The following is a 20,315-nucleotide window of genomic DNA, read 5'->3' on the forward strand; positions in this document are numbered from 1 at the left end:
GACGGAGGACGGAGCGGGCGGAGCCCGGGGTCAGTTCGGCGCGACGGGGACGCGGATCCCCGCGCCGGCCCGCCCGGCCGCCTCGAGGATCTCGCTCACCCGGGCGGTGGGCACCACCACCAGCGGATACTCGTCGACGTCCTCCTCGAGGATCAGGACGTACAGCCCCACCTCGGTGAGCAGCAGGTTCGCGGCGCCGAGGGCCGGTTCGAGCGCGACGTCCAGCTCCGCGACCGAGGAGAGGTCGACCCCGGACTCCCGCACCGGGGCGAGGGCGCCGAGGGCCGCGGCGACGGTCTCGGCATCGGCCGTCTCGTCCAGGTAGGCCAGCTCCCCGGTCTCCGCGAGGGCGTCCACCAGGGCGATGGCCGTGGTGACCCCGTCGGCCCGGTCGATCCCCCGATCCAGCAGCGGCTGCCGGTTCCGGTCGAAGTAGCCGGCCTGATCCTCGGCGGCGAGCGCCGTGGAGGTCGCCACCTCGGGGCGGTCGGAGAGGAGCTGTGCCAGATCGGTCCAGGACGTCGTCGTCATGGCGGGAGTGTACGGGAGGCGCTTGCCACCAGGGGCGCGGTCCGTCGGAACCCGCCGGACCAGGCAGGGCGGCAGGGCCCGAGGGCCGCGGCGTGCGCCCTCAGGCGAGGACCTGCCCTGCCCAGGCGCGCAGCATCGCCGCGACCTGCTCCGGCTGATCGAGGTGGACGTTGTGGCCGGCGCGGTCCAGCACGGCGCTGCTCGCGTGCGGGAAGCGTGCGGCGAGGTCCTGCTGGTCCTCGAAGCCGACGACATGGTCCTGCCGCCCGGCGACCACGAGCACGGGCACGTCGATCCCGGCGAGACGGTCATCGGGCTGGGCAGGCAGGGCGTAGCGGGCCCCGAGGCGCTCGCCGGCGCCGGGATCCGCGGCGCGGATGCCGGGCAGCGCGGCCGCGGCGAAGCGCTCCCAGCCGGCGGCGGACTGCTCGACCGCCATCTCCGCGTAGTCCGCGGCATCGGCCGCGTCCAGGGCGGCCAGCAGCTCCGGGTCGGTGCGCAGCACGGTGCGCGGGGGCAGGCGGCGGTGCTCACGGACCGGGTCGACCACGGGCGCGAGCAGCGCGATCCCGGCGCAGCGCTCGCGGTGACGGGCCGCGAGCTCCCGGGCCAGCAGCCCGCCCATCGAATTGCCGAGCACCGCGAAGGACGCCTCGCCGATGAGCTCCGCAGCGGCCTCCTCGAGCCAGTCGGCGATCTCGGGCAGCCCGCCCGGGCCGTCCAGCGGGGCCGTCCGCCCGAAACCGGGGAGATCCAGGTAGATGCGCTCGAGGGCGCCGGCGGCGGCGAGCGCCTCGTCCAGCGGCAGCAGCAGGCGATGGTCGACCCCGTTGCCGTGGATCATGAGCAGCGGCAGGCCGGAGCCGCGGCGCACCGCATGCGGCGCGGGGAGCACGCAGGAGAAGGACATATGCGCGAGGCTATCGCGGGCCCGTCGCGCCGGTGCTAGCGTCGGGGCATGTCACGCTGGGTCGCCCTGCTGCGCGGGATCAACGTCGGCGGGGCGAGCATCCGCAGCGCCGAGCTCGCCGCGCTGTTCCGCGAGCTCGGGTTCGAGGACGTGCGCACCGTCCTGGCCACCGGGAACGTCGACTTCACCGCGGACGTCGATGGCGACGACCCTGCGGCGGCCGCAGCGCTCAAGGAGCGCATCGAGGCGGCCCTCGGCGAGCGCTTCGGCTACGAGGCCTGGATCGTGCTGCTCCCCCACGACGAGCTCGCGGGCATCGTGGAGGGCTACCCCTTCGCGGAGGACCCCGAGCATCACGCCTATGTCGTCTTCGCCTCCACCGCGCAGGCGTGGGCCGACGTCCTGGACTGCGCGGGCGCCGAGGACCCGGTCACCGGAGGCGAGGGCGTCGTCTACTGGCGCTGCCGGAAGGGCGCCAGCACCACCGAGCCTTTCGCGAAGAGGATCGCGGCCGCCCGGTTCAAGGCCACCACGACCACCCGCAACATCACCACGCTGCGCCGACTGCTCTGAGGCCCGCCATGACCGCGACGTACACCTGGGACGTGCTGTGCACCCTGGACGGCTTCGGCTCCTTCGGACCCGAGGGCGACTGGGGCGGCTACTGGGGCAAGCAGGGCCCCGAGTTCCTCGCGCATCGCGCCGCGCAGTACGCCGAGGCCTCGCACCTGGTGCTCGGGGCATCGACCTTCCGCATGTTCCAGAGGTTCCTGGGAGCGCTGACGCGGGATTCGGAGGCCGACGACCCGGTCAACACGCGCATGAAGTTCCTGCCCACCACCGTCGTCTCCTCGACGCTCGAGGACCCGCTGGACTGGCCCGATGCGCGCCGTGCGCACGGGGACGCCGTGGAGATCATCGGCGGCCTGAAGGAGACCTCCGCGGTGCCGCTGCGCTCCCACGGCAGCCTCGCCCTGAACCGTGCCCTGCTCGCCGCCGGTCTCGTGGACGTGCTGCAGGTGACCGTGTTCCCCGTGATCAGCGGCCGCACCGGCACCGCGCCGATCCTCGCCGGCGCCGAGGACCTCGACCTCGAGCTGCTGGGCGCCCGCACCCTGGACGGCCGCATCCAGGAGCTCCGCTACCGCCCGACGCGGCACGGCTGACCCCGCGCGGCCGGGCCCCGGCCCGAAGGGCACCTTGGTAGCGTGGTGGTCAACCGGTCGATCACCTGAGTCCCGACCTCCTGGAGGACACCGATGTCCCGCACCCCGCGCACCCGCCGCGTCATCATCGACACCGATGCCAAGAACGAGGCGGACGACCAGTTCGCCATCGTCCACGCCCTGCTCTCCGAGACCCTGGACGTGCGCGGCATCATCGCCGCGCACTTCGGCACGCAGCGGTCGGCGACCAGCATGCTCGACTCCCGCGCCGAGATCGACCTGCTGCTGGGCATGATGGGCCGCGACGACGTGCGGGCGGAGAACGGCGCCGCCGAGGCCCTGCCCGACGAGGACACGCCCCTCGACTCCCCCGGGGCCCGGCTCATCATCGAGGAGGCACGGCGCGAGGACGCCGGGCCGCTGCAGATCGCCTTCCTCGGCCCGCTCACCGACATGGCCGCCGCCCTGCTGCTGGACCCCGGGCTCGTGGAGACGGACACGACGGTGATCTGGATCGGCGGGCCGGGCTACGAGGTCCGCGAGCCCGGCGAGGGGATCGAGTTCAACCTGAGGAACGACGTCGCCGCCGCGAACGTCGTCTTCCGCTCGGGGATCCGCATCTGGCAGGTGCCCCGGACGGCGTATGTCATGTCCTCGGTCGGATATGCGGAGCTGGACGAGAAGGTCGCGCCGTGCGGGGAGCTCGGCGCCTACCTCGTGCGGCAGCTCAAGGAGTTCAACGAGACCGTCCAGGGCGGCCCCATCGAGCATCGCGCTCTCGGGGACTCCCCCGCCGTCGGCCTCATGCTCAACCCCCTGGGCGGGCTGTTCCGCACCCGCCCCGCTCCGCTGTTCTCCGCCGAGGGCGCGCTGCTGCCGGGCGCGGGGCACACGGTGCGGGTGTGCGAGATGTACGACGCCCGATACCTGCTCGAGGACTTCTTCGCCAAGCTGCGCCGGTTCGCGGCCGCGCAGCCGGGCGTCTGAGCGATGCACGCCGAGACCCGGCTCCCCGGTCTGCCCGCCGTCGCATGGTGGAATGCCGCGGCTGGGGCCAGCAGCCTCATCGGCCCCGACGGGTGCATGGACGTGATCTCCCTGCACGGGCGCCTGGTCGTGGTCGGTGCCGATGCACGGGCCCGCGTCCACCGGGGCACGGCGGGGACGCTCACCACCGGGGTGCGCTTCGATCCGGGAGTGCTGCCCCAGCTGCTGGGGGTGGATGCCGACGCCCTCGCGGACCGGCAGGTGCCGCTGGCCGAGGTGCTCGGCCGGCGCGATGTCGCCCGCCTGCTCGACGCGGCGGGGCGGCGCGGACCCGGCGATCCCGGTCCCGTCGCCGGGGCCGTGCGGGGCGACGGGACCGGTGCGTCGGACCTCCCGTCCGTGGCGGCGATCGCCGCGGCGCTGTGCGCACGGACGGGACGGCTGGATCCGCGGCCGCTGCGGGTGGCCCGCGCGCTCGGCTTCGGGCTCGACGTGGCGCAGGTGGCGGAGGAGGCGGGACGCTCGACCCGTCAGCTGCGCCGGGACGCGGCCCGCTGGTACGGGTACGGGCCCAAGCATCTGGCGCGCGTGCTGCGATACCGGCGCGCGGCCGTGGACCTGGAGGCCGGGGCCTCTCGGGCCGATGCCGCCGCGCGGGCAGGGTACGCCGACGCCTCGCACCTGTGGCGCGACGAGCGGGATCTCATGACCCCGTCCTGACGGCGTCTGCGGCGGGGCGAGCTCAGAGCGCGGCGAACAGATCCACCGGGTTGCCGTCGGGATCGGCGACGACGGCGTAGCGCTGCCCCCAGAACGCATCCCACGGCGCACGCACCACCGGCGCGCCGTCGGCGGCGAGGGACGCGGCGGTCGCGTCGACCTCCTGCGGGGACCCGCAGCCGAAGGCCAGGGTCACGGCGGGTCCTCCCTCGGGGCGGCGCCACTGCGGGTCGATGGAGCGGATGACCTCCTCGGTGTCCAGCATGACCCGGATCCCGGCGCCGCCGAGGTCGCTGTGCGGCTGGTCGGGCCCGCCGGACTCGAGGACGAGACCGAGGGCGGTGTAGAAGTCGAGGGCACGGGACATGTCTGCGGTCACGATGGACACGGCGGCGAGGGTGGTCATGGCGGCGACGCTACGCCGCTCGTCCCGGCGCCGTCATGGACGGATCGGCCATCGGCTCACATCCGCCCGAGGGCGTCGATGTCCTCGAGGAAGTCGGCGACGACCTCCTCGCTGACCGTCGGCCGGATGGAGCGCAGCGCCTGCAGGTAGTCCTCCGTCGCCAGCGCCCGATGCTCCGTCCCGTCCTCGTCCAGGGCGGCACGCTCGAAGGCGCCCTGGGCGGCGCGGCGCGCCGCATGCTCGATGTCGGCCGGGGTGAGCCCGGCGCTCGCGGCGACCAGGGCGGGGACGTCGACGGCGGTGGCGACCTCGCCGGGCAGGTACCGGCTCCAGATCGCCTCGCGGGCCGCGTCGTCGGGCAGGCCGATGGGCAGCACGTAGTCGAAGCGGCCGTGGCGCAGCAGCGCCGAGTCCAGGGAGCGGATGAAGTTGGTCGCGCAGATCAGCAGACGGTCGCTCTGCTCGCGCACGTCGGGGATGATCTTCAGCAGCTCGTTGGTCACGCCCTGCAGCGGCGAGGGCGGGTCGCCCTTGCGGTGCGCGGCGATCTCCTCGACCTCGTCGATGAAGATGACCGCCTTCTCGAGCTCGGCGATGCGGGAGAACGTCTCGCGCAGCGCAGCGGCCAGACCCGCCGGATCGCCGCCCAGCCGGGAGGGGAACACCTCGACGAAGGGCCAGCCGAGCTTCGAGGCCACGGCCTTGGCGAAGGTCGTCTTGCCGGTGCCGGGCGGGCCGAACAGGACCACGGCCCGCGGCGGCACGACGCCGTAGCGCTCGGCCAGCTCGGGCCGGGCCAGCGGCATCACCAGGCGGCGCTCGAGGAGCTCCTTCTCCCTCTGCATCCCGCCGACGGCGTCCCAGTGCCCGCGCGGCAGGATCCGGCCGCCGAGATCGCGCAGCAGGGCGATGTCGCGGCCCTGCACGGGGATGCGCCGCTCGGCGTAGCGCAGCTCGTGCTCGAGGGCGAAGCCGCTGTCGGTGAAGACGGCCAGGGCCTCCGGCTGGTGCGAGGGCACCAGGCTGCACAGGGTGCCGATCCCGTGGGCGGCCAGGCGCCGCTCGAGGGCGTCCAGCAGTCGCCCGCCCAGGTCCTGGCCCCGATGCTCGGGCAGGATCCCGAGATAGACGATCCAGCCCTGCTCGTGGGCCGCGCGACCGACCGCCGCCCCCAGCAGCACGTCCTCGTCCTCGCCGACGGCCACGACCGCTTCATCGGCGTGGCAGGAGGCCAGCACCTCGGAGAGCCCGTAGACGGGCTCGCGACCGGGGACCTGCGTGGCGTCCCACAGGGTCACGATGCGGCCCAGGTCCTCGCTGCGGAACTCGCGGATGGTCGCCTTCGACATCTGCCCCTCATCTCCGTCCATGCATCGCCGTCGATGCCCGGGCGCCCGAGCCCGGTGCCGTCCCACGTGACCCCGGTCACAGGGTGAGCACCGAACGGTACCGCCCTCGTGCTCGTGGCGCCAGCGCACCGCCGATCGGGAGCGCGCCGGCGCCGGTGCGGCGGCGGGGGCGGTCCTCGGGCCGGAGCGAGCCGGCCCGGCCGTCAGGACCGCTGGATCTTCTCGACGGCCTTGCCGCGGGCGAGCTCGTCCACGACCTTGTCCATCCAGCGGATCTTCTGCATCAGCGGATCCTCGATGTCCTGGACCCGGTAGCCGCAGATGACGCCGGTGATCAAGGAGGCGTTCGGGGTCAGGCGGGCCTGGGCGAAGAAGTCCTCGAGCGTGGTGCCGGCCGCGATGTGCGCCTCCAGCTCCGCCTTCTCGTAGCCGGTCAGCCAGGTGAGGACCTCGTCGAGCTCGGCCGTGGTGCGCCCCTTCCGCTCGATCTTCTCGACGTAGAGCGGATAGATCGAGGCGAAGGGCATGGCGAACACTCGCTGGTTCATGCGCGGGAGACTAGCACCGCCCGCACCGCCGGCGACGACCTCGGAAACCGCTGGAGGCCGGGCGAGGCGCACCGTAGGCTCCCCGTCATGTCCTCGCATCCCGTCCTCGACGTCCTCCCCGCGGGAGCGACGCACCGCGAGGTCGAGCAGCTCCTGCGCGAGCAGGGATGGACGTCCTGCGGCGAAGGGGACTGGGCGATCGCCCTGGCCGCGCCCGATGCCGAGGTCGTCGCCCGGATCAGCCCCTTCGATCCTGTCGGCCCGTACACGGCCCGCCTGTACCGCGAGGCGGCCGGGACCGGGCTGGTCCCCCGTCTGCTGGCGCATCGGCGTCTGGCCGGAGGCGGCGACCTGCAGATCCTCGAACGCCTGACGGAGGTGCCGGCGACCGATGCCGCAGCGTTCCATCGGCGCCTGGCGGCCGCGTCGGCCGCCTCGGCAGGGCCCGAGCGGCCCGAGCAGCGGCCGATGCCCACGGATCCCGGTACGGCCCCCGACCCCGCGGCGCTCGCGGAGCTGGCCCGTGCTGTCGCGCGGATCCATGCGGAAGCCCGGCGCGATCTCCCCTGGTGCGGCCCGCTGGACGACAACCCCGCCAACGTCATGCGCACCGCGAGCGGGACGCCAGTGCTCATCGATCCCTACTTCGCCGGCGGCCCGGACCTCTATGCCACGGCCGAGCACGACCCGGATCAGCTGGTCGCGCGCATCCCCGAGCCGGAGCGCCGCTACATGACGGAGATCCCGCTGGCCGGCTCCGGTCCCTGGTCCGCGGCCGATCGCGCCGCGCTGCGCGAGAGCATCGCCCGCGCCGATGCGCGTCGCGGGTCCGGTGCGCACCGCACCTCCGACGCATCCCCGCATTCCTGACGCGTCTCGAGGCGCCGTCCGCTCCGATCCTGCGCCCTGCGGCCTCAGGGGAGGAGGCCGAGTCGGTGCAGCTCGTCGGCGACGGCCGCAGCCAGGCGCCCCGCGGCCAGGCACTCGGCCTCGGCCCCACCGCGACGGGGGCTGTCGGCGGGGCTGTCGGCCGCGCCCCCGGGGTCCTCTCCACGCTGCTCCGGGGCGGCGTGGAGGACCTCGCGCGGCGAGAGGCCCTCGCCGTCTGCGTCCCACATCGCCACGGACCGCTGCGAGAGGTCGATCAGCGGCACCTCCTCCTCGGCGGCGATCGTCCGGACCATCTGCGCACACCCGCTGCGGCCGAGCACGGCCCGCCCGCCCTCGAAGCGCCGGCGCTCGATGGGGGTCAGGAGCACGGGTCGCCCGCCCCGGGCCCGGACGCCCACGAGGCAGCGGCGCACTCCCGACGGGTATGCGGTGACGACGTCGGCTCCTCGCGCCTCGTCGATGGTCTCCTCGGGATTCCCGAAGCCGATGAGGACGAGGTCGCCGGGGAGCACCTCGTCGAGCGCGGCGTCCAGCTGCTCCTCCACGATGTCGAGGGCGGCGCCGCGGGCGGCGACCTCGTGGTGCGCGACCTCGCCTGCGATCCGGGCGGTGAGGTGCAGTCCCCAGGCGTCCCCGGGTGCCCGGTCAGCGGGGCCGCGGCCTGCCGGGGAATCCGTGAGCACGAGGACTCGGGGCCTGCGCCCGGGCTCCGGCTCGGGGACATCGAGCCAGGTGGCGGGGTCGGGGGAATCCTCGGTCGGCAGCGAGCGATCCCCTGCACCCGGGCCCGTGTTCCCGTACTCGGCGAAGCGGGCGTCCTGCCAGGCGAAGCCGCCCATCTCGGCCCAGGGCTCCGCGTCGATGTGGGGGCCCAGCTCGCAGCGGCTGATGATGCCCTGCCCGACGGCGTCCGGCTTCCCACCGGGGTGCCAGGGCCGGCCCAGCTTCACGCTCCCGGAGGGGACGCCGTCCGTGCAGGTGAGACGCGCGCCGTGGACGAGGATCCCGCGCGGGTTCTCCCGGGCCGTGGACGGGGCGAGCACGTATCCGGGCGCCATGCTGCGGATCTCCCCGCCCTCGATGAGGGCGGTGGCTCGCCCGTACACGAAGTCGACATCGCCCTCGATCTCGCAGTCGCGGAGGTGGACGCGCCGCACGGAGGCCCACCCGGGGGCGTCCAGGAGCACGGTGTCCTGCTGGCCCAGCAGACGGCAGCGCTGGACGAGGATCCTGTCGCCGCGGGTGCGCAGAGCCAGCGCCTGCGTGTCGGGCCAGTCCGGATGGAGGCGCTTGTCGAAGCCGTTGACGACGGTGAGGTCGCACAGCGAGATGTCGTCGGCGTCGATGGTGAGGGTCGCGCAGTCCTGGACCACCGGCATGCCGGTACGGTCCCGTGCCCCCTGGTGCAGGGAGAACGTGAGCGTGACGTCCTCGGCGCGGCCGGTCGAGGACCGGATCACCAGCGGCTGGGCGCGGCGTGCGACGGTGACGTGCTCGACGTACACGCCGGGCTCGATCACGATCTCGGTGACGGCCGGGTCCGCGATCGCGAGGGTCAGGGACGCGATGGTGCCGACGCGGCGGCCGACGACGGCGGTCGATCCGCGAGCGACCGAGGACTCGCGGGCGGGCATCGGCACCGGGCGTGCTGCGGAGACCATGGCACTCCTTCGTGAGGGATCGGGCCTTCGTGAGGGATCGGGCTCGTCGTCGGATGTGGGCGGCCGAGGACGTGAGACCGGTTTCCCATGAGTCCTGCCCCGGAACGCTATCAGGCGACGGCGTCGCACCGGCGCGCGGCGCACAGGGAGCCGGCCGTCACGACAGAAGCCGCCAGCCCCCAGCCCGGACCCCGTCTCCAGGAGAGCCGTGACCTCGCCACACGCGAGGAGGCCGGCACTCCGCCGCCGGAACGACACGCCGCCGACACCCCCTTCCCCGCGCCTCCTTGACATGACCCGCGACGCGCACCAGACTTGCCGGGAGCAAGAAACCGGTTTCTCACGAGGTGCAGCTCCGCGCTCGATGATGAGCGAGGATCCCGTCGGAAGCCGGTCCCCGCGATCCGGGCGCACCGCCCGCCGCACCCGCCCCGCACAGACCGAGCCGACCGGGATCATCGCGCGGCGCATCGACGCGCCGCACGATCTCCCCGGCGCCGCGCAGGAACCACCGCGCGTCGCGGCTCGCCCTTCACGAAAGGCCGACCATGCTCCAGCGCCGAACCCTCCTGAAGTCCCTGCCCCTCGCGGCCGCCGGAATCGCCGGCGGCGCGGCCCTCTCCTCGTGCGGAAGCAGCTCCAGCGGATCCGGCGGGGCCGGGGACGACGGCTCCCTCACCTGGATGTCGATCGTGCACACGCCCGTGACGCCCGAACCGACCGGGCCGGTCGAGACGACGCTCCGCGAGCGCACGGGCGTGGACATCTCCTTCCAGTGGGTTCCCGACGCGTCCAAGGACGAGAAGATCACCTCTGCCCTCGCCTCCGGCACGATCGCGGACATCACCACCCTCAACCAGCTCGCGATGCCCTCGATCCGCGAGCCGCTCGCCTCCGGCCTGTTCTGGGAGGTCGGAGAGCGCCTCGCGGACTATGCGAACCTCTCGCGGATCAACCCGACGGTGATCGCGGGCGCCCGTGTCGACGGCGGACTGTACGGCGTCCCCTTCCAGTCGGACCTCGCCCGGTACGGCGTGATCATCCGCAAGGACTGGCTGGACCGCCTCGGCCTCGAGGTGCCCCACACGGTCGAGGCGCTGGGAGAGGTCGCCCGCGCCTTCACCGAGGGCGACCCCACCGGCACCGGCGCCGCGACCACCGGCTTCATCGATCGCAACGAGAGCCACGACTGGATGATGCGCATGTTCGCCGGCTACTTCGGCGCCGGCTGCGAGTTCGAGCTGGACCCCTCCGGGAAGGTCGTCCCCACCGTCACCACGGACGCCTACAAGGAGGCGCTCGCGTGGTATCGGGACGCCTATGCCAACGGCTGGGTGAACCAGGAGTTCGTGACCATGCAGAAGGAGAACCAGGCGCAGGCCGTGGCTCAGGACGCCGGCGGGATCGTCGTGACCGGGCTGTTCGGGGGCGTGGGCTACAGCCGGACCGCGAAGGAGATCAATCCCGACACCGAGGTCGAGTGGGCGCTGGTCAACGACATGACCTACGGCGACATCCCGCGTCGCATCGTCTCGGACACCGGCGGGGGCATGGGCGGGCTGATGGCCTTCTCGACGCAGTCCCTCCCGACGGAGGAGGACCTGCACCGTGCGCTCAGCTTCATCGACGCCCTGATGGAGCCGGAGAACCACCGGCTGCTGAACCAGGGCGTGGAAGGGGTCCACTACGAGGTGGACGCCGACGGCGCGGCCACCATCGTCGACGAGACCCGGTTCGCGCAGGAGGTCCAGCCCTATACGGGGTCGACGCCGACCAACGACGACACCGAGAAGTACCCGTCCACCGACGAGATGGTGAACCTCTACAACGAGCTCATCGCCGAGAACAGCGAGTACGCCGTCACGAACGTCGCCCAGCCGCTGACGTCCGCCACCTACGACGCCCAGTGGGGATCGATCTCCCAGGCGATCAAGGATGCGTACAACATGCTGATCGTGGGCCAGATCGACATGGCGGGCTACGAGTCCGTCCTCGAGCAGCAGCGCGGTCGCGGCATGGACGACATCATAGCCGAGTACACGGAGGCGTACGAGGCCGTGAACTGAGGCTCGGCGACAGGGGCGGCTCGCCCTGCGGGCTCGCACCTGGCGCGCCGCGCCATGGCCTGGAAGAGTCCTCCTCAGCACACCCGATGAGGAGGACCCCATGAATGCGACCCCCGAGCCCCGCGGCGCCGTCGTCGACGCGCCGGGCGGACGCGAGCTGCAGATCCGCCGCGACCTCACCGCCGGCATCGACCGCGTCTGGGCGGCGCTGACGACCTCCGCCGGCCTCGAGCCGTGGATCGGCCGCCTCGAGGGCGACCCTTCGAGCGGGCGCGTCACCTTCGTCATGACCGCCGAGGACGAGGACGTCCCGCCCGAGGAGTGCGTCATCACCGAATGCACCCCGCCGCGCACGTTCTCGGTCGTCACCAGCGTGGGCGAGGACTCCTGGCATCTGCGCGTCGCGCTGAGCGAGGACGGCGAGGGGACGCGGCTGCTGTTCGGGCAGATCCTCGGGGCGGAGCCGGCCGGGAGCGTCGGCCCCGGATGGGAGTACTACCTCGACCGCCTGGAGTGCGCCCTCGCCGGCGAGGACGCGGCCGGAGTGGGCTGGGACGACTACTACCCGGCGCTGAAGGACCACTACGACGCGCTCGCCCGCTGAGTCCCCTCCCCGTCCCGGGCCTGCGCGCGCCCGATCCCGGTGATCAGCACGAGGGCCGCGAAGCCGTCCTCCGTGCCGGGCCAGTGCGCCCGCACCGCCTCGAGCCCCGCGCGGCGCACCACGCCCCGCAGGACCACGGCGACCACGATCGCGTCATCGGCGTAGCCGAGCACCGGGATCACATCTGGCACGAGATCGACGGGCAGCGCCAGATAGGCCAGCAGCAGTCCCAGGCGGATCCGCACGCCCCGCGGCAGGGAGGCGTCGGCCGCGAGGCGGCGGATCAGCCGCAGCACGTCCGGCAGGATCCGCAGGGCCTCGCGCAGCAGGTCACCGCGCGGTCGCACGACCCACAGGGCGCCGAGCAGGACCAGCCATGCCAGCAGCAGCGCGGCCAGGGTGCCGAGGGCGAGATCCGCCCAGGTCGATCCGGTCATCGCGTCTCCTCGCCGTCGGCTCCGGGGACATGGTGGCACGCCGCGGGCTCAGCCCCCGTACGGCACCAGCGCGAAGCGCCCCGCGGCGATCAGCACGAAGGCCAGCAGGTAGGCGACGTCCCCGGCCATGAAGCCCCATTCGCTGCGGCGGAACCGCGTGGTCGCCGCGCCGGACATGAACAGGGCCAGCCCGCAGGCGGCGATCGGCGAGAGCACCGGGGCGATGCCCGTGACCGCGGGCAGCCACAGGCCGGTCGCCCCGATCAGCTTGATGGTGCCGATGGCCTTGAGGTGCCCGGCGCTGAACTCGTCGACCCAGGCCTGGCTCCGGCCGAAGGCGCGGTAGCGTTCCCGAGGGAGGAGGATCTGCGCCAGCCCGCCGGCGGTGAAGGCGAGCGCCAGCAGCGCGGTGATGATCCACAGGGCGATGTCCATGGTCCGATTCCTCTCGATGTGTGACCTCGGAGCGTGCTGCTCCGTCACAGGGGTGACGAACCATCGCGACGGAAGGTAACGACCATGGAGGAGCTCACTCTCGCCGAGGCGTTCGAGCAGCAGCGGCCGCGGCTGCTGATGGTGGCCGCGCGAGCCCTCAGCTCACGCGCCGACGCCGAAGACGCCGTGCAGGAGGCGTGGCTGCGGCTGGCCCGTCACCGCGGCGCACCGATCGAGAACCTGGCCGCCTGGCTCACCCGCGTGGTCGGCCGGATCTGCATCGACACGCTGCGCCGCCGCACCGCGCACGCGGAATCCGCCCTGGAGGACTGGGAGACCGACCCGATCGTCACCGAAGACGTCGAGGACCCGCAGGACTCCGTGCTCACCGCCGACGCGGTGGGCCTGGCGATGCTGGTGGTGCTGGACTCGCTGCGCCCGGCCGAGCGCCTCGCCTTCGTGCTGCACGACGTCTTCGCCGTGCCGTTCGCGCAGATCGGGACGATCATCGGCACCACCCCCGAGGCCGCGAAGATGGCGGCCAGCCGGGCCCGCCGCAAGGTCCAGCAGCAGCCCCTGCCCACCGGAGCGCTGCGGGAGAGGCGCGAGGTCGTGGACGCCTTCCTCGCCGCGGCCCGCGAGGGCGACTTCGAGGCGCTGCTCGCGCTGCTGGACCCGGACGTCACCTGGCATCGGATCACCTCGCGCCGCCGCACCACAGGCACCGGCGCCGAGGGCGTGCTGGACGCCGTGCGCCGCGGCGACCCGGAGCGGATGCGCGCGCGCCGCGTGAGCGTGGACGGCGAGCCCGGGATCCTCGTGTGGGGCCCGACGGGGCGGCCGATGGGCCTGATGGCCTGCACCGTCGCCGGGGGCCGCATCGTCGCGCTCACCTCGATCATCGACCCGGCGCGGCTCGCCCGCATGGACCTTCCCGGCCCGGAGGCGCCCTGAGCGACGCGCGACCGCCCAGCAGCGGCGTCCTCCCCGGCGACGACCGAGCCCTAGGCCGCTTCGTCGCACAGCCTCGAAATCTCGGCGGCGAGCTCTGCCCGCAGCCCGTCGTGCCGAGGGCCGAGCGCCGTCTCCGGCTCGCGCCAGCGCTCCGGCGGATGGAGCCAGACGGGCCTGGTGACGAGGCCGGGCGGCTCCCAGTCGTACCGGGGCCAGATGTGGGCGTGGAGGAAGGGGTCCGTGTTCCCGAGGATCTCGATGTTCACCCGGCGGAACGCGGGGTCCTGGGCCGAGCAGACGTTCTCCACCGCCAGAGCCAGCAGGTCCACGTCCGCGAGATAGCGCAGGCGCTCCGCGCGCGGGAGATCGGAGAGGCGGTCCGCGCCGGGGTCCCGCGTCAGCGCGAGCGAGTACCCGGGCAGGAACTGCACGTCGCCGATCACGGCGAAGGACGCCTCGAGCTGCGCGAGGACCGTGGGGTTGCGGCCTTCGAGCGCGGCCGAGACGCGGTCATCGCGCCAGCCGGTCATGTCGTGGCCTCCGGATCGTCCGCGCCGACCACGGCGGAGCGGCGCTCGATGAGGAGGGTGTCGCACCAGGTGCCGGCGAGGGGGCCGGTGGTCATGCGGGCGATCCGCTCGCGACGGCCGACGACGCGGAAGCCGGCCCGCTCGTGCAGGCGCAGGCTGGCCGTGTTCCCGGCGATGACGGCTGACTGGATCGTCCACACCCCGCGGGCCTCGGTGAGCTCGACGAAAGCGGCCAGCAGACGGGACCCGACGCCGGTGCCGGCGGCATCGGGGTGCACGTAGATCGAATGCTCGACGACGCCGCGATAGACCTCGCGCGACGAGACGGCGGAGGCCGCCGCCCAGGCGAGCACGGTGCCGTCCGCTCCCGCCGCCACCAGGCGGAGGTCCGCCCGGCGGGAGGCGTCGAAGGCCGCCCAGTCCCGGAGTGGGGCCGGCTCGAAGGTGGCGCGGCCGGTGGCGATGCCGGCGCGGTAGATCGCCTCGACCTCGGGCCAGTCGGCGGCGACCATCGGCCGCAGCATGATCGATCCCGGGCCCGGGCCGGGCCGTGCCCCCGCAGGGGTCATCGCGCCGCGCCCTCGCCCGGAGCGCGCCGGTAGCTGATCACCGTGGTGCCGCTGGGGATCTGGTGCACGGCGGTGCGCTCGAGGTACCGCGGGGCGAAGCCGCCGCCGAACAGCGGCACGCCGGACCCGGCGACGACGGGGTTGATCTTCACGACGAGCTCGTCGATCTCCTCGGCGAGCGTCCGGGCGAGCTCGCCGCCGCCCACCAGCCAGATCCCGCGCCCCTCCTCCTGCTTCAGCGCCCGGATCGCGGCGACCGGATCATCGGCCACCACCTCGATGGCCGGCTCCGGCCGGGCCCCCAGGGTGCGGGAGACGACGACCATGCGCAGGTGCGAGTACGCATCGGGGATCCCGGCCTGCGCCCCGATCTCGAAGGTGCGCCGCCCCATCACCGCGGTGTCGAACCGCGTGCCCGGGTCGGTGACGCCGAGGGCCGCGCGGGCCGGGGCGGGCAGCGTCTCCGGGTACTGCTCGATGAGGAAGCGCAGGTAGTCCTCGGGGACGTCGAGGAAGCCGTCGGGACCGGTGGGGTCCCCGCCGTCCGGTGCGGCGATGAAGCCGTCGATGGTGGTCGCGACGAAGTACGTGAGGGGGCGCATGGCGTCCATCCAAGTCCCGCGGGCCGGGGAACGCCCGCAGGCGCGCCCGGACCACCGGCATCGCTCAGATCAGCGGCCAGGGGAACGCCATGCCGCTCTCGTCGACGGGCAGGGTGCGGGCGGCGAGGACGTACCGGGCGCGGCCGCGCAGGGCGCGCACCTCATCGTCCGCGAGCAGGGCGGCGAGCTCGGCCGGGACCTCGTCGAGGAGATCGGCGACGGCGTCGACGAGATCGTCATCGATCCGCTCCCCGGCGAAGTCCCAGATGACGGTGCGCAGCTTGCCCTGGGCGTGGAAGCACAGGCCGTGGTCGATGCCCCAGATCCGGCCGCCCGCGCCGCGCAGCACGTGCCCGGCCTTGCGGTCGGTGTTGTTGGCGACGAGGTCGAACACGGCCATCCGCCGCAGCTGCCCGTGGCTCGCAGGGTCCTCGTCCACCAGGGTGAAGTAGTGCTCGCGCGGGTCGGCGACGACGAAGGACTGCAGGGAGCCGGAGCCGAAGGGCCCGTCCTCCCGGATGATCGTCTCCGGGACGATGCCCCAGCCCAGGTGCTCGCTGAGCAGGTAGGCGGCGCGCTCGCGGCGGAACAGGCCCGGCGGGAAGTCGTGCAGGGGCCGCTCGCCGAGCTCGGGCTTGTACACCGCCCAGCCGCGCTCCTCCCCGGCGCGCAGCTCCACCAGGAACGTCTCGTTGGAGCTGGGCAGATACCCCAGGGGCACGATGTCCCCGCCGGCGAGCAGGGCGCCCCGGGCGCCGGGGCGCACCGTGAGCCGCCCCTCCTGCGCACCCCGCTCCTCCCGCTGCGGGGCGCTCATGAGGGGACCAGGTCCGCGAGGGAGGCGGAGGTCGAGCTGACCGTGAGCACCACCGGGTCGCGGCCGGCGGCGCAGGAGATCGCGGAGACTGAGCCGGCGGCGACGCTGATGCGCTGGAAGGCGTCCAGCGGCGTGCCCAGCTCGCGGGCCAGGTGCAGGCGGATCGGGTCGGCGTGGGAGAAGCAGACGATCGTCCCGCCCTCGTGCGCGGCGCGCAGGCGGTCGACGGCCGCGCCCATGCGGTCCTGCATCTCGGCGAAGCTCTCCCCGCCGGGGAAGCGGAACGTCGAGGGGCGGCGCTGCACGGCCTCCCATTCCGGCAGCGCGTTCAGCTCCGCGAGGGAGCGGCCGGTCCAGGCGCCGAAGTCCCCCTCGAGCAGTCCCGGCTCGACGGCGACCGGCAGGCCGAGGGCGCGGGAGGCGGGCTGCGCCGTCTCCTGGGCCCGCTCCAGCGGCGAGGCGTAGAGCGCGTCCACGGGCAGGGCGCAGAGCCGTTCGGCGACCTGCCCGGCCTGCTCCCATCCCCGGTCGCTGAGGTGCAGGCCCGGGGCGCGGCCGGGCAGCTCGCGTCCGGTGGTCGGCGTCTGCCCGTGGCGCACCAGCAGCACGAGCGTGGCGGGGGCGGCGTCCATGGCGGACAGCCTAGGCCTCCGGGACCGCCGGTGGGAGGCTCTGTCCGGGCACCCCGGACTCCCTCGACGTTCCCGCCGGGCAGGTCTAGCGTGGGCCGTGTGAGCACCCTTCCCGCTGATGCCGCCGCCCGTCCCGCCCCGTCCCTGAGCACCCTCGGCGCCCTGCGCGCCGCCGGGGTCGAGGCCGTCCCCCTGCGCGAGGAGCTGCGCCGCAACCTGCTGGCGGCCCTGGCCGAGGGCCGGGACCCGTGGCCGGGGATGCACGGCATGGACACCACCGTCGTCCCGCAGCTGGAGCGGGCGATCATCGCCGGGCACGACCTGGTCCTCCTCGGCGAGCGCGGCCAGGGCAAGACGCGCCTGCTGCGCACCCTGGTGGGGCTGCTGGACGAGTGGACCCCCGTGATCGAGGGCTCGGAGCTGTCCGAGCACCCGCTGGCGCCGATCACCGCCGCCTCCCGCGCCCGCATCGCGGCCGAGGGCGACGACCTGCCCGTCGTGTGGCGCCATCGCAGCGAGCGGTACGTCGAGAAGCTCTCCACCCCGGACACCTCCGTCGCTGACATGATCGGCGACGTCGACCCGATGCGGGTGGCCGAGGGCCGGCGCCTGGGCGACCCGGAGACGATCCACTACGGCCTGATCCCCCGGGCCAACCGCGGCATCGTCGCGCTGAACGAGCTGCCCGACCTCGCCGAGCGCATCCAGGTGGCGCTGCTGAACGTCATGGAGGAGCGCGACATCCAGGTCCGCGGCTATGTGCTGCGCCTCCCGCTGGACGTGCTGGTGGTCGCCTCCGCGAACCCGGAGGACTACACCAACCGCGGCCGCATCATCACCCCGCTGAAGGACCGCTTCGGCGCGGAGATCCGCACCCACTACCCCCTCGAGCTGGACGACGAGATCGCGGTGGTCCGCCAGGAGGCGCAGCTCGTCGCCGAGGTCCCGGGCGTGCTGCTGGAGATCCTCGCCCGGTACACGCGGGCGGTGCGGGAGTCCCCGGCCGTCTCGGCGAGCTCGGGCGTCTCGGCGCGCTTCGCGATCGCCGCGGCGGAGACCGTCGCCGCGGCGGCCCGCCTGCGGGCGGCCGTGAACCCCGGCGAGAAGGCCGTGGCCCGGCCCGTGGACCTGGTGACCGTGATCGACGTGCTGCGCGGCAAGGTCGAGTTCGAGCCCGGCGAGGAGGGGCGCGAGCACGAGATCCTCGAGCACCTGCTGCGCACCGCGACCGCCGAGGCCGTGCGGGGTCACCTCGCGGGGCTGGACCTGGGCCCGCTGGTCGACGCCTTCGACGGCACGCGTACCCTCACCACCGGCGAGCGCGTCCCCGCCCAGGAGGTGCTGGACTCCCTGCCCGCGCTGAGCGACCCGGGGCTCTACGACGCGATCGCCCAGCGCCTGGACGCCGACGGCCCCGGGGCGCGGGCCGGCGCGATCGAGCTCGCCCTGGAGGGCCTGTACCTGGTGCGGCGCCTGTCCAAGGACTCCGGGGACGGGGAGACGATCTATGGCTGAGCAGCGCTACGGCGCCTACCGCGGCGGCCCCGACCCGCTGGCCCCGCCGCTGGACCTCTCCGAGGCGCTCGAGGCGCTGGCCGCCGACGTCATGGAGGGCTACTCCCCCGAGCAGGCGCTGCGCGAGCATCTGCGCCGCGGCGGCCGCGGCCGCCCGGGCCTCGACGAGCTGGCCGGGAGGGTGCAGCGCCGCCGCCGCGAGATCCTCGAGCGCAGCCGCCTGGGCGGCACCCTCGACGAGGTGCGGCGCCTGCTGGAGAAGGCGGTGCTCGCCGAGCGCGGCCAGCTGGCCCGGGACACCGAGATGGACGCCACCGACCGCACCCTGCGGGAGATGCAGATCGAGAACCTGCCCTCCTCCCCCGCCGCGGCGGTCTCCGAGCTCGCCGGCTACGACTGGGCCTCGGCCGATGCCCGCGCCCACTACGAGCAGATCCGCGACCTGCTGGGTCGTGAGATGCTCGACGCTCGCTTCGCCGGCATGAAGCAGGCCCTCGAGAACGCGACCGCGCAGGACCGCGCCGCCGTCACCGACATGCTCCGCGACCTGGGCGACCTGCTGGAGAAGCATGCGCGCGGCGAGGACACCCCGGAGGACTTCGACCGCTTCCTGCAGCGCCACGGCGACGCCTTCCCGGAGCAGCCCCGCGACATCGACGAGCTGATCGACGTCCTGGCCCGGCGCTCCGCCGCCGCCCAGCGGATGCTGCGCTCGATGACCCCGCAGCAGCGCGAGGAGCTGATGGCGCTGTCGGCGCAGGCCTTCGGCTCCCCGGAGCTGCTGGCCCAGCTGGACCGGCTGGACGCGAGCCTGCAGGCGCTGCGGCCCGGCGAGGACTGGAGCGGCTCCGAGGACTTCTCCGGGCAGGAGGGGCTGGGCCTGGGCGACGGCACCAGCGCGCTCGCGGATCTCGCGGAGCTGGACCGCCTGGCCGAGCAGCTCTCCCAGTCCTATGCCGGGTCCTCCCTCTCGGACCTGGACGTGGAGGCGCTGGCCCGCCAGCTCGGGGACCGGGCCGCGGTCGACGCCCGCACCCTGGCCCGCCTCGAGCAGGCCCTGCGCGAGTCCGACCTGCTGCGCCGCGGGGCCGATGGCAGCCTGCGGCTGTCCCCCGCCGCCCTGCGGCGGCTGGGCCGCACCCTGCTGCGCGATGCGTCCCGGCGCCTCTCGGACCGCAGTGGCCGGCGGGACGCGCACCGCGCCGGGGCGGCCGGGGAGCAGTCCGGGGCGACGCGCCCCTGGCAGTTCGGGGACACCGAGCCGTGGGACGTGGGCCGCACCCTGACCAGCGCGATCACCCGCACCGCCGCCGCGGGCGGCGATCCCGCCGCCGGGGTGCGCCTCGAGGTCGCCGACGTCGAGGTGCGCGAGACCGAGGCCCGCACGCAGGCCGCGGTCGCCCTGCTGGTGGACACCTCCTACTCGATGGCCGCGGAGGGCCGCTGGGTGCCGATGAAGCGCACCGCCCTGGCCCTGCACCACCTCATCGCCACCCGCTTCCGCGGGGACCGGCTGCAGCCCATCGGCTTCGGCCGCTACGCCCGGCAGATGGACATCGAGGAGCTCACGGCCCTTCCGGCCGAGTACGAGCAGGGCACGAACCTCCACCACGCCCTGCTGCTGGCGCTGCAGTTCTTCCGCCGGCATCCGGGGCTGGACCCGGTGCTGCTGGTGGTCACCGACGGCGAGCCGACCGCGCATCTGCTGCCGGGCGGGGAGCCGCTGTTCACCTACCCGCCGCTGCCCGAGACGCTCGAGGCGACGGTCGCGGAGCTGGACCGGGCCGGCCGCATCGGAGCCCAGGTGACGTTCTTCCGCCTCGGCGAGGACCCGGGGCTGGCCCGGTTCCTCGCGGCCATGGCCCGTCGCGTCGGCGGGACCGTGGTCGCCCCCGATCCCGAGGATCTGGGGGCGGCGGTGGTCGGCGAGTTCCTGCGCAGCGGCCACCCCGACGCCGCCGACGACTGAGGCGGCGCCCGCGGCC

At 74.1% G+C, this 20,315-nt stretch carries 23 protein-coding genes; 10 read left to right on the forward strand and 13 right to left on the reverse strand.

Features of this window, described 5'->3' with window-relative positions:
• Nucleotides 1-30: 30 nt before the first annotated feature.
• The gene (locus ABD234_RS07640) at nucleotides 31-531 is read right to left on the reverse strand and encodes a DUF6630 family protein (RefSeq protein WP_344354860.1); all 501 of its coding nucleotides are present in this window, start codon (nucleotides 529-531) and stop codon (nucleotides 31-33) included.
• 100 nt (nucleotides 532-631) lie between these two features.
• Nucleotides 632-1,441 carry an alpha/beta fold hydrolase gene (locus ABD234_RS07645; protein ID WP_344354863.1) on the reverse strand — a complete coding sequence of 270 codons (810 nt, stop codon included), beginning with the start codon at nucleotides 1,439-1,441 and terminating at the stop codon, nucleotides 632-634.
• A gap of 48 nt (nucleotides 1,442-1,489) precedes the next feature.
• Between ABD234_RS07645 and ABD234_RS07650 the strand changes: the two genes are divergently transcribed.
• The 4 genes from ABD234_RS07650 (at nucleotide 1,490) to ABD234_RS07665 (ending at nucleotide 4,314) form a co-directional block, all read left to right on the forward strand.
• Nucleotides 1,490-2,014 (forward strand): DUF1697 domain-containing protein, encoded by a 525-nt coding sequence (locus tag ABD234_RS07650; RefSeq protein WP_344354866.1) that lies wholly within the window; start codon nucleotides 1,490-1,492, stop codon nucleotides 2,012-2,014.
• Nucleotides 2,015-2,022: 8 nt separating this feature from the next.
• Complete coding sequence (locus tag ABD234_RS07655; protein WP_344354868.1) at nucleotides 2,023-2,607, forward strand: dihydrofolate reductase family protein; 585 nt, start codon at nucleotides 2,023-2,025, stop codon at nucleotides 2,605-2,607.
• A gap of 93 nt (nucleotides 2,608-2,700) precedes the next feature.
• Complete coding sequence (locus tag ABD234_RS07660) at nucleotides 2,701-3,594, forward strand: nucleoside hydrolase (protein WP_344354871.1); 894 nt, start codon at nucleotides 2,701-2,703, stop codon at nucleotides 3,592-3,594.
• Between the two features lie 3 nt (nucleotides 3,595-3,597).
• Complete coding sequence (locus ABD234_RS07665; protein ID WP_344354874.1) at nucleotides 3,598-4,314, forward strand: helix-turn-helix domain-containing protein; 717 nt, start codon at nucleotides 3,598-3,600, stop codon at nucleotides 4,312-4,314.
• Between the two features lie 22 nt (nucleotides 4,315-4,336).
• On the opposite strand, the gene ABD234_RS07670 is transcribed toward ABD234_RS07665, so the two are convergent.
• The 3 genes from ABD234_RS07670 to ABD234_RS07680 all read right to left on the reverse strand — a co-directional run bounded on the left by ABD234_RS07670 (nucleotide 4,337) and on the right by ABD234_RS07680 (nucleotide 6,617).
• Nucleotides 4,337-4,720, reverse strand: a complete 384-nt coding sequence (locus ABD234_RS07670; protein WP_344354877.1) for a VOC family protein — start codon at nucleotides 4,718-4,720, stop codon at nucleotides 4,337-4,339.
• A gap of 56 nt (nucleotides 4,721-4,776) precedes the next feature.
• The gene (locus tag ABD234_RS07675; RefSeq protein WP_344354879.1) at nucleotides 4,777-6,069 is read right to left on the reverse strand and encodes an ATP-binding protein; all 1,293 of its coding nucleotides are present in this window, start codon (nucleotides 6,067-6,069) and stop codon (nucleotides 4,777-4,779) included.
• A gap of 203 nt (nucleotides 6,070-6,272) precedes the next feature.
• Entirely contained in the window at nucleotides 6,273-6,617 is a 345-nt protein-coding gene (locus tag ABD234_RS07680) for a DUF2200 domain-containing protein (RefSeq protein ID WP_344354882.1), read from the reverse strand.
• 87 nt (nucleotides 6,618-6,704) lie between these two features.
• Here ABD234_RS07680 and ABD234_RS07685 point away from each other — a divergent pair, with 87 nt between their 5' ends.
• On the forward strand, nucleotides 6,705-7,487 hold the full coding sequence (locus tag ABD234_RS07685) for a hypothetical protein (RefSeq protein WP_344354884.1): 783 nt from the start codon (nucleotides 6,705-6,707) through the stop codon (nucleotides 7,485-7,487).
• A 44-nt stretch (nucleotides 7,488-7,531) separates the two neighbouring features.
• On the opposite strand, the gene ABD234_RS07690 is transcribed toward ABD234_RS07685, so the two are convergent.
• The gene (locus ABD234_RS07690) at nucleotides 7,532-9,169 is read right to left on the reverse strand and encodes a pectinesterase family protein (RefSeq protein WP_344354887.1); all 1,638 of its coding nucleotides are present in this window, start codon (nucleotides 9,167-9,169) and stop codon (nucleotides 7,532-7,534) included.
• Nucleotides 9,170-9,717: 548 nt separating this feature from the next.
• Between ABD234_RS07690 and ABD234_RS07695 the strand changes: the two genes are divergently transcribed.
• Both ABD234_RS07695 and ABD234_RS07700 read left to right on the forward strand, forming a co-directional pair.
• A complete protein-coding gene (locus ABD234_RS07695; protein WP_344354890.1) occupies nucleotides 9,718-11,235 on the forward strand; it encodes an extracellular solute-binding protein in 1,518 nt (505 codons plus the stop codon).
• Nucleotides 11,236-11,335: 100 nt separating this feature from the next.
• Nucleotides 11,336-11,839 carry an SRPBCC family protein gene (locus ABD234_RS07700; protein ID WP_344354892.1) on the forward strand — a complete coding sequence of 168 codons (504 nt, stop codon included), beginning with the start codon at nucleotides 11,336-11,338 and terminating at the stop codon, nucleotides 11,837-11,839.
• On the opposite strand, the gene ABD234_RS07705 is transcribed toward ABD234_RS07700, so the two are convergent.
• Nucleotides 11,818-12,276, reverse strand: coding sequence for a YkvA family protein (locus tag ABD234_RS07705; RefSeq protein WP_344354895.1), 459 nt, complete (start codon nucleotides 12,274-12,276; stop codon nucleotides 11,818-11,820). The two genes, ABD234_RS07700 and ABD234_RS07705, sit on opposite strands and share 22 nt — an antisense overlap.
• 48 nt (nucleotides 12,277-12,324) lie before the next feature.
• Entirely contained in the window at nucleotides 12,325-12,711 is a 387-nt protein-coding gene (locus ABD234_RS07710; RefSeq protein ID WP_344354898.1) for a DoxX family protein, read from the reverse strand.
• A gap of 84 nt (nucleotides 12,712-12,795) precedes the next feature.
• Between ABD234_RS07710 and ABD234_RS07715 the strand changes: the two genes are divergently transcribed.
• Nucleotides 12,796-13,665 carry a sigma-70 family RNA polymerase sigma factor gene (locus ABD234_RS07715; protein ID WP_344354901.1) on the forward strand — a complete coding sequence of 290 codons (870 nt, stop codon included), beginning with the start codon at nucleotides 12,796-12,798 and terminating at the stop codon, nucleotides 13,663-13,665.
• Between the two features lie 50 nt (nucleotides 13,666-13,715).
• On the opposite strand, the gene ABD234_RS07720 is transcribed toward ABD234_RS07715, so the two are convergent.
• The 5 genes from ABD234_RS07720 to ABD234_RS07740 all read right to left on the reverse strand — a co-directional run bounded on the left by ABD234_RS07720 (nucleotide 13,716) and on the right by ABD234_RS07740 (nucleotide 16,815).
• On the reverse strand, nucleotides 13,716-14,195 hold the full coding sequence (locus ABD234_RS07720) for an HIT family protein (RefSeq protein WP_038370742.1): 480 nt from the start codon (nucleotides 14,193-14,195) through the stop codon (nucleotides 13,716-13,718).
• Nucleotides 14,192-14,764 carry a GNAT family N-acetyltransferase gene (locus ABD234_RS07725; RefSeq protein ID WP_344354905.1) on the reverse strand — a complete coding sequence of 191 codons (573 nt, stop codon included), beginning with the start codon at nucleotides 14,762-14,764 and terminating at the stop codon, nucleotides 14,192-14,194. Before ABD234_RS07725 ends, ABD234_RS07720 begins: the two co-directional genes overlap by 4 nt.
• Complete coding sequence (locus tag ABD234_RS07730; RefSeq protein WP_344354907.1) at nucleotides 14,761-15,366, reverse strand: dihydrofolate reductase family protein; 606 nt, start codon at nucleotides 15,364-15,366, stop codon at nucleotides 14,761-14,763. Before ABD234_RS07730 ends, ABD234_RS07725 begins: the two co-directional genes overlap by 4 nt.
• A gap of 64 nt (nucleotides 15,367-15,430) precedes the next feature.
• A complete protein-coding gene (locus tag ABD234_RS07735; protein ID WP_344354910.1) occupies nucleotides 15,431-16,183 on the reverse strand; it encodes an SCO1664 family protein in 753 nt (250 codons plus the stop codon).
• The gene (locus tag ABD234_RS07740; protein ID WP_344354912.1) at nucleotides 16,180-16,815 is read right to left on the reverse strand and encodes a histidine phosphatase family protein; all 636 of its coding nucleotides are present in this window, start codon (nucleotides 16,813-16,815) and stop codon (nucleotides 16,180-16,182) included. Before ABD234_RS07740 ends, ABD234_RS07735 begins: the two co-directional genes overlap by 4 nt.
• Before the next feature lie 99 nt (nucleotides 16,816-16,914).
• Here ABD234_RS07740 and ABD234_RS07745 point away from each other — a divergent pair, with 99 nt between their 5' ends.
• Both ABD234_RS07745 and ABD234_RS07750 read left to right on the forward strand, forming a co-directional pair.
• Nucleotides 16,915-18,330: a sigma 54-interacting transcriptional regulator gene (locus ABD234_RS07745; protein WP_344354914.1), complete on the forward strand. Its 1,416-nt coding sequence runs from the start codon at nucleotides 16,915-16,917 to the stop codon at nucleotides 18,328-18,330.
• Nucleotides 18,323-20,299, forward strand: coding sequence for a vWA domain-containing protein (locus ABD234_RS07750; RefSeq protein ID WP_344354917.1), 1,977 nt, complete (start codon nucleotides 18,323-18,325; stop codon nucleotides 20,297-20,299). Before ABD234_RS07745 ends, ABD234_RS07750 begins: the two co-directional genes overlap by 8 nt.
• Nucleotides 20,300-20,315 lie beyond the last annotated feature (16 nt).

It is taken from the genome of Brachybacterium phenoliresistens, from assembly GCF_039530785.1.
GTDB classification, from domain to species: domain Bacteria; phylum Actinomycetota; class Actinomycetes; order Actinomycetales; family Dermabacteraceae; genus Brachybacterium; species Brachybacterium phenoliresistens.

Coding starts and splice junctions, on each gene's coding strand:
- ABD234_RS07640 (WP_344354860.1), bottom strand. CDS start 531: ATGACGACGACGTCCTGGACCGATCTGGCACAGCTCCTCTCCGACCGC.
- ABD234_RS07645 (WP_344354863.1), bottom strand. CDS start 1,441: ATGTCCTTCTCCTGCGTGCTCCCCGCGCCGCATGCGGTGCGCCGCGGC.
- ABD234_RS07650 (WP_344354866.1), top strand. CDS start 1,490: ATGTCACGCTGGGTCGCCCTGCTGCGCGGGATCAACGTCGGCGGGGCG.
- ABD234_RS07655 (WP_344354868.1), top strand. CDS start 2,023: ATGACCGCGACGTACACCTGGGACGTGCTGTGCACCCTGGACGGCTTC.
- ABD234_RS07660 (WP_344354871.1), top strand. CDS start 2,701: ATGTCCCGCACCCCGCGCACCCGCCGCGTCATCATCGACACCGATGCC.
- ABD234_RS07665 (WP_344354874.1), top strand. CDS start 3,598: ATGCACGCCGAGACCCGGCTCCCCGGTCTGCCCGCCGTCGCATGGTGG.
- ABD234_RS07670 (WP_344354877.1), bottom strand. CDS start 4,720: ATGACCACCCTCGCCGCCGTGTCCATCGTGACCGCAGACATGTCCCGT.
- ABD234_RS07675 (WP_344354879.1), bottom strand. CDS start 6,069: ATGTCGAAGGCGACCATCCGCGAGTTCCGCAGCGAGGACCTGGGCCGC.
- ABD234_RS07680 (WP_344354882.1), bottom strand. CDS start 6,617: ATGAACCAGCGAGTGTTCGCCATGCCCTTCGCCTCGATCTATCCGCTC.
- ABD234_RS07685 (WP_344354884.1), top strand. CDS start 6,705: ATGTCCTCGCATCCCGTCCTCGACGTCCTCCCCGCGGGAGCGACGCAC.
- ABD234_RS07690 (WP_344354887.1), bottom strand. CDS start 9,169: ATGGTCTCCGCAGCACGCCCGGTGCCGATGCCCGCCCGCGAGTCCTCG.
- ABD234_RS07695 (WP_344354890.1), top strand. CDS start 9,718: ATGCTCCAGCGCCGAACCCTCCTGAAGTCCCTGCCCCTCGCGGCCGCC.
- ABD234_RS07700 (WP_344354892.1), top strand. CDS start 11,336: ATGAATGCGACCCCCGAGCCCCGCGGCGCCGTCGTCGACGCGCCGGGC.
- ABD234_RS07705 (WP_344354895.1), bottom strand. CDS start 12,276: ATGACCGGATCGACCTGGGCGGATCTCGCCCTCGGCACCCTGGCCGCG.
- ABD234_RS07710 (WP_344354898.1), bottom strand. CDS start 12,711: ATGGACATCGCCCTGTGGATCATCACCGCGCTGCTGGCGCTCGCCTTC.
- ABD234_RS07715 (WP_344354901.1), top strand. CDS start 12,796: ATGGAGGAGCTCACTCTCGCCGAGGCGTTCGAGCAGCAGCGGCCGCGG.
- ABD234_RS07720 (WP_038370742.1), bottom strand. CDS start 14,195: ATGACCGGCTGGCGCGATGACCGCGTCTCGGCCGCGCTCGAAGGCCGC.
- ABD234_RS07725 (WP_344354905.1), bottom strand. CDS start 14,764: ATGACCCCTGCGGGGGCACGGCCCGGCCCGGGCCCGGGATCGATCATG.
- ABD234_RS07730 (WP_344354907.1), bottom strand. CDS start 15,366: ATGCGCCCCCTCACGTACTTCGTCGCGACCACCATCGACGGCTTCATC.
- ABD234_RS07735 (WP_344354910.1), bottom strand. CDS start 16,183: ATGAGCGCCCCGCAGCGGGAGGAGCGGGGTGCGCAGGAGGGGCGGCTC.
- ABD234_RS07740 (WP_344354912.1), bottom strand. CDS start 16,815: ATGGACGCCGCCCCCGCCACGCTCGTGCTGCTGGTGCGCCACGGGCAG.
- ABD234_RS07750 (WP_344354917.1), top strand. CDS start 18,323: ATGGCTGAGCAGCGCTACGGCGCCTACCGCGGCGGCCCCGACCCGCTG.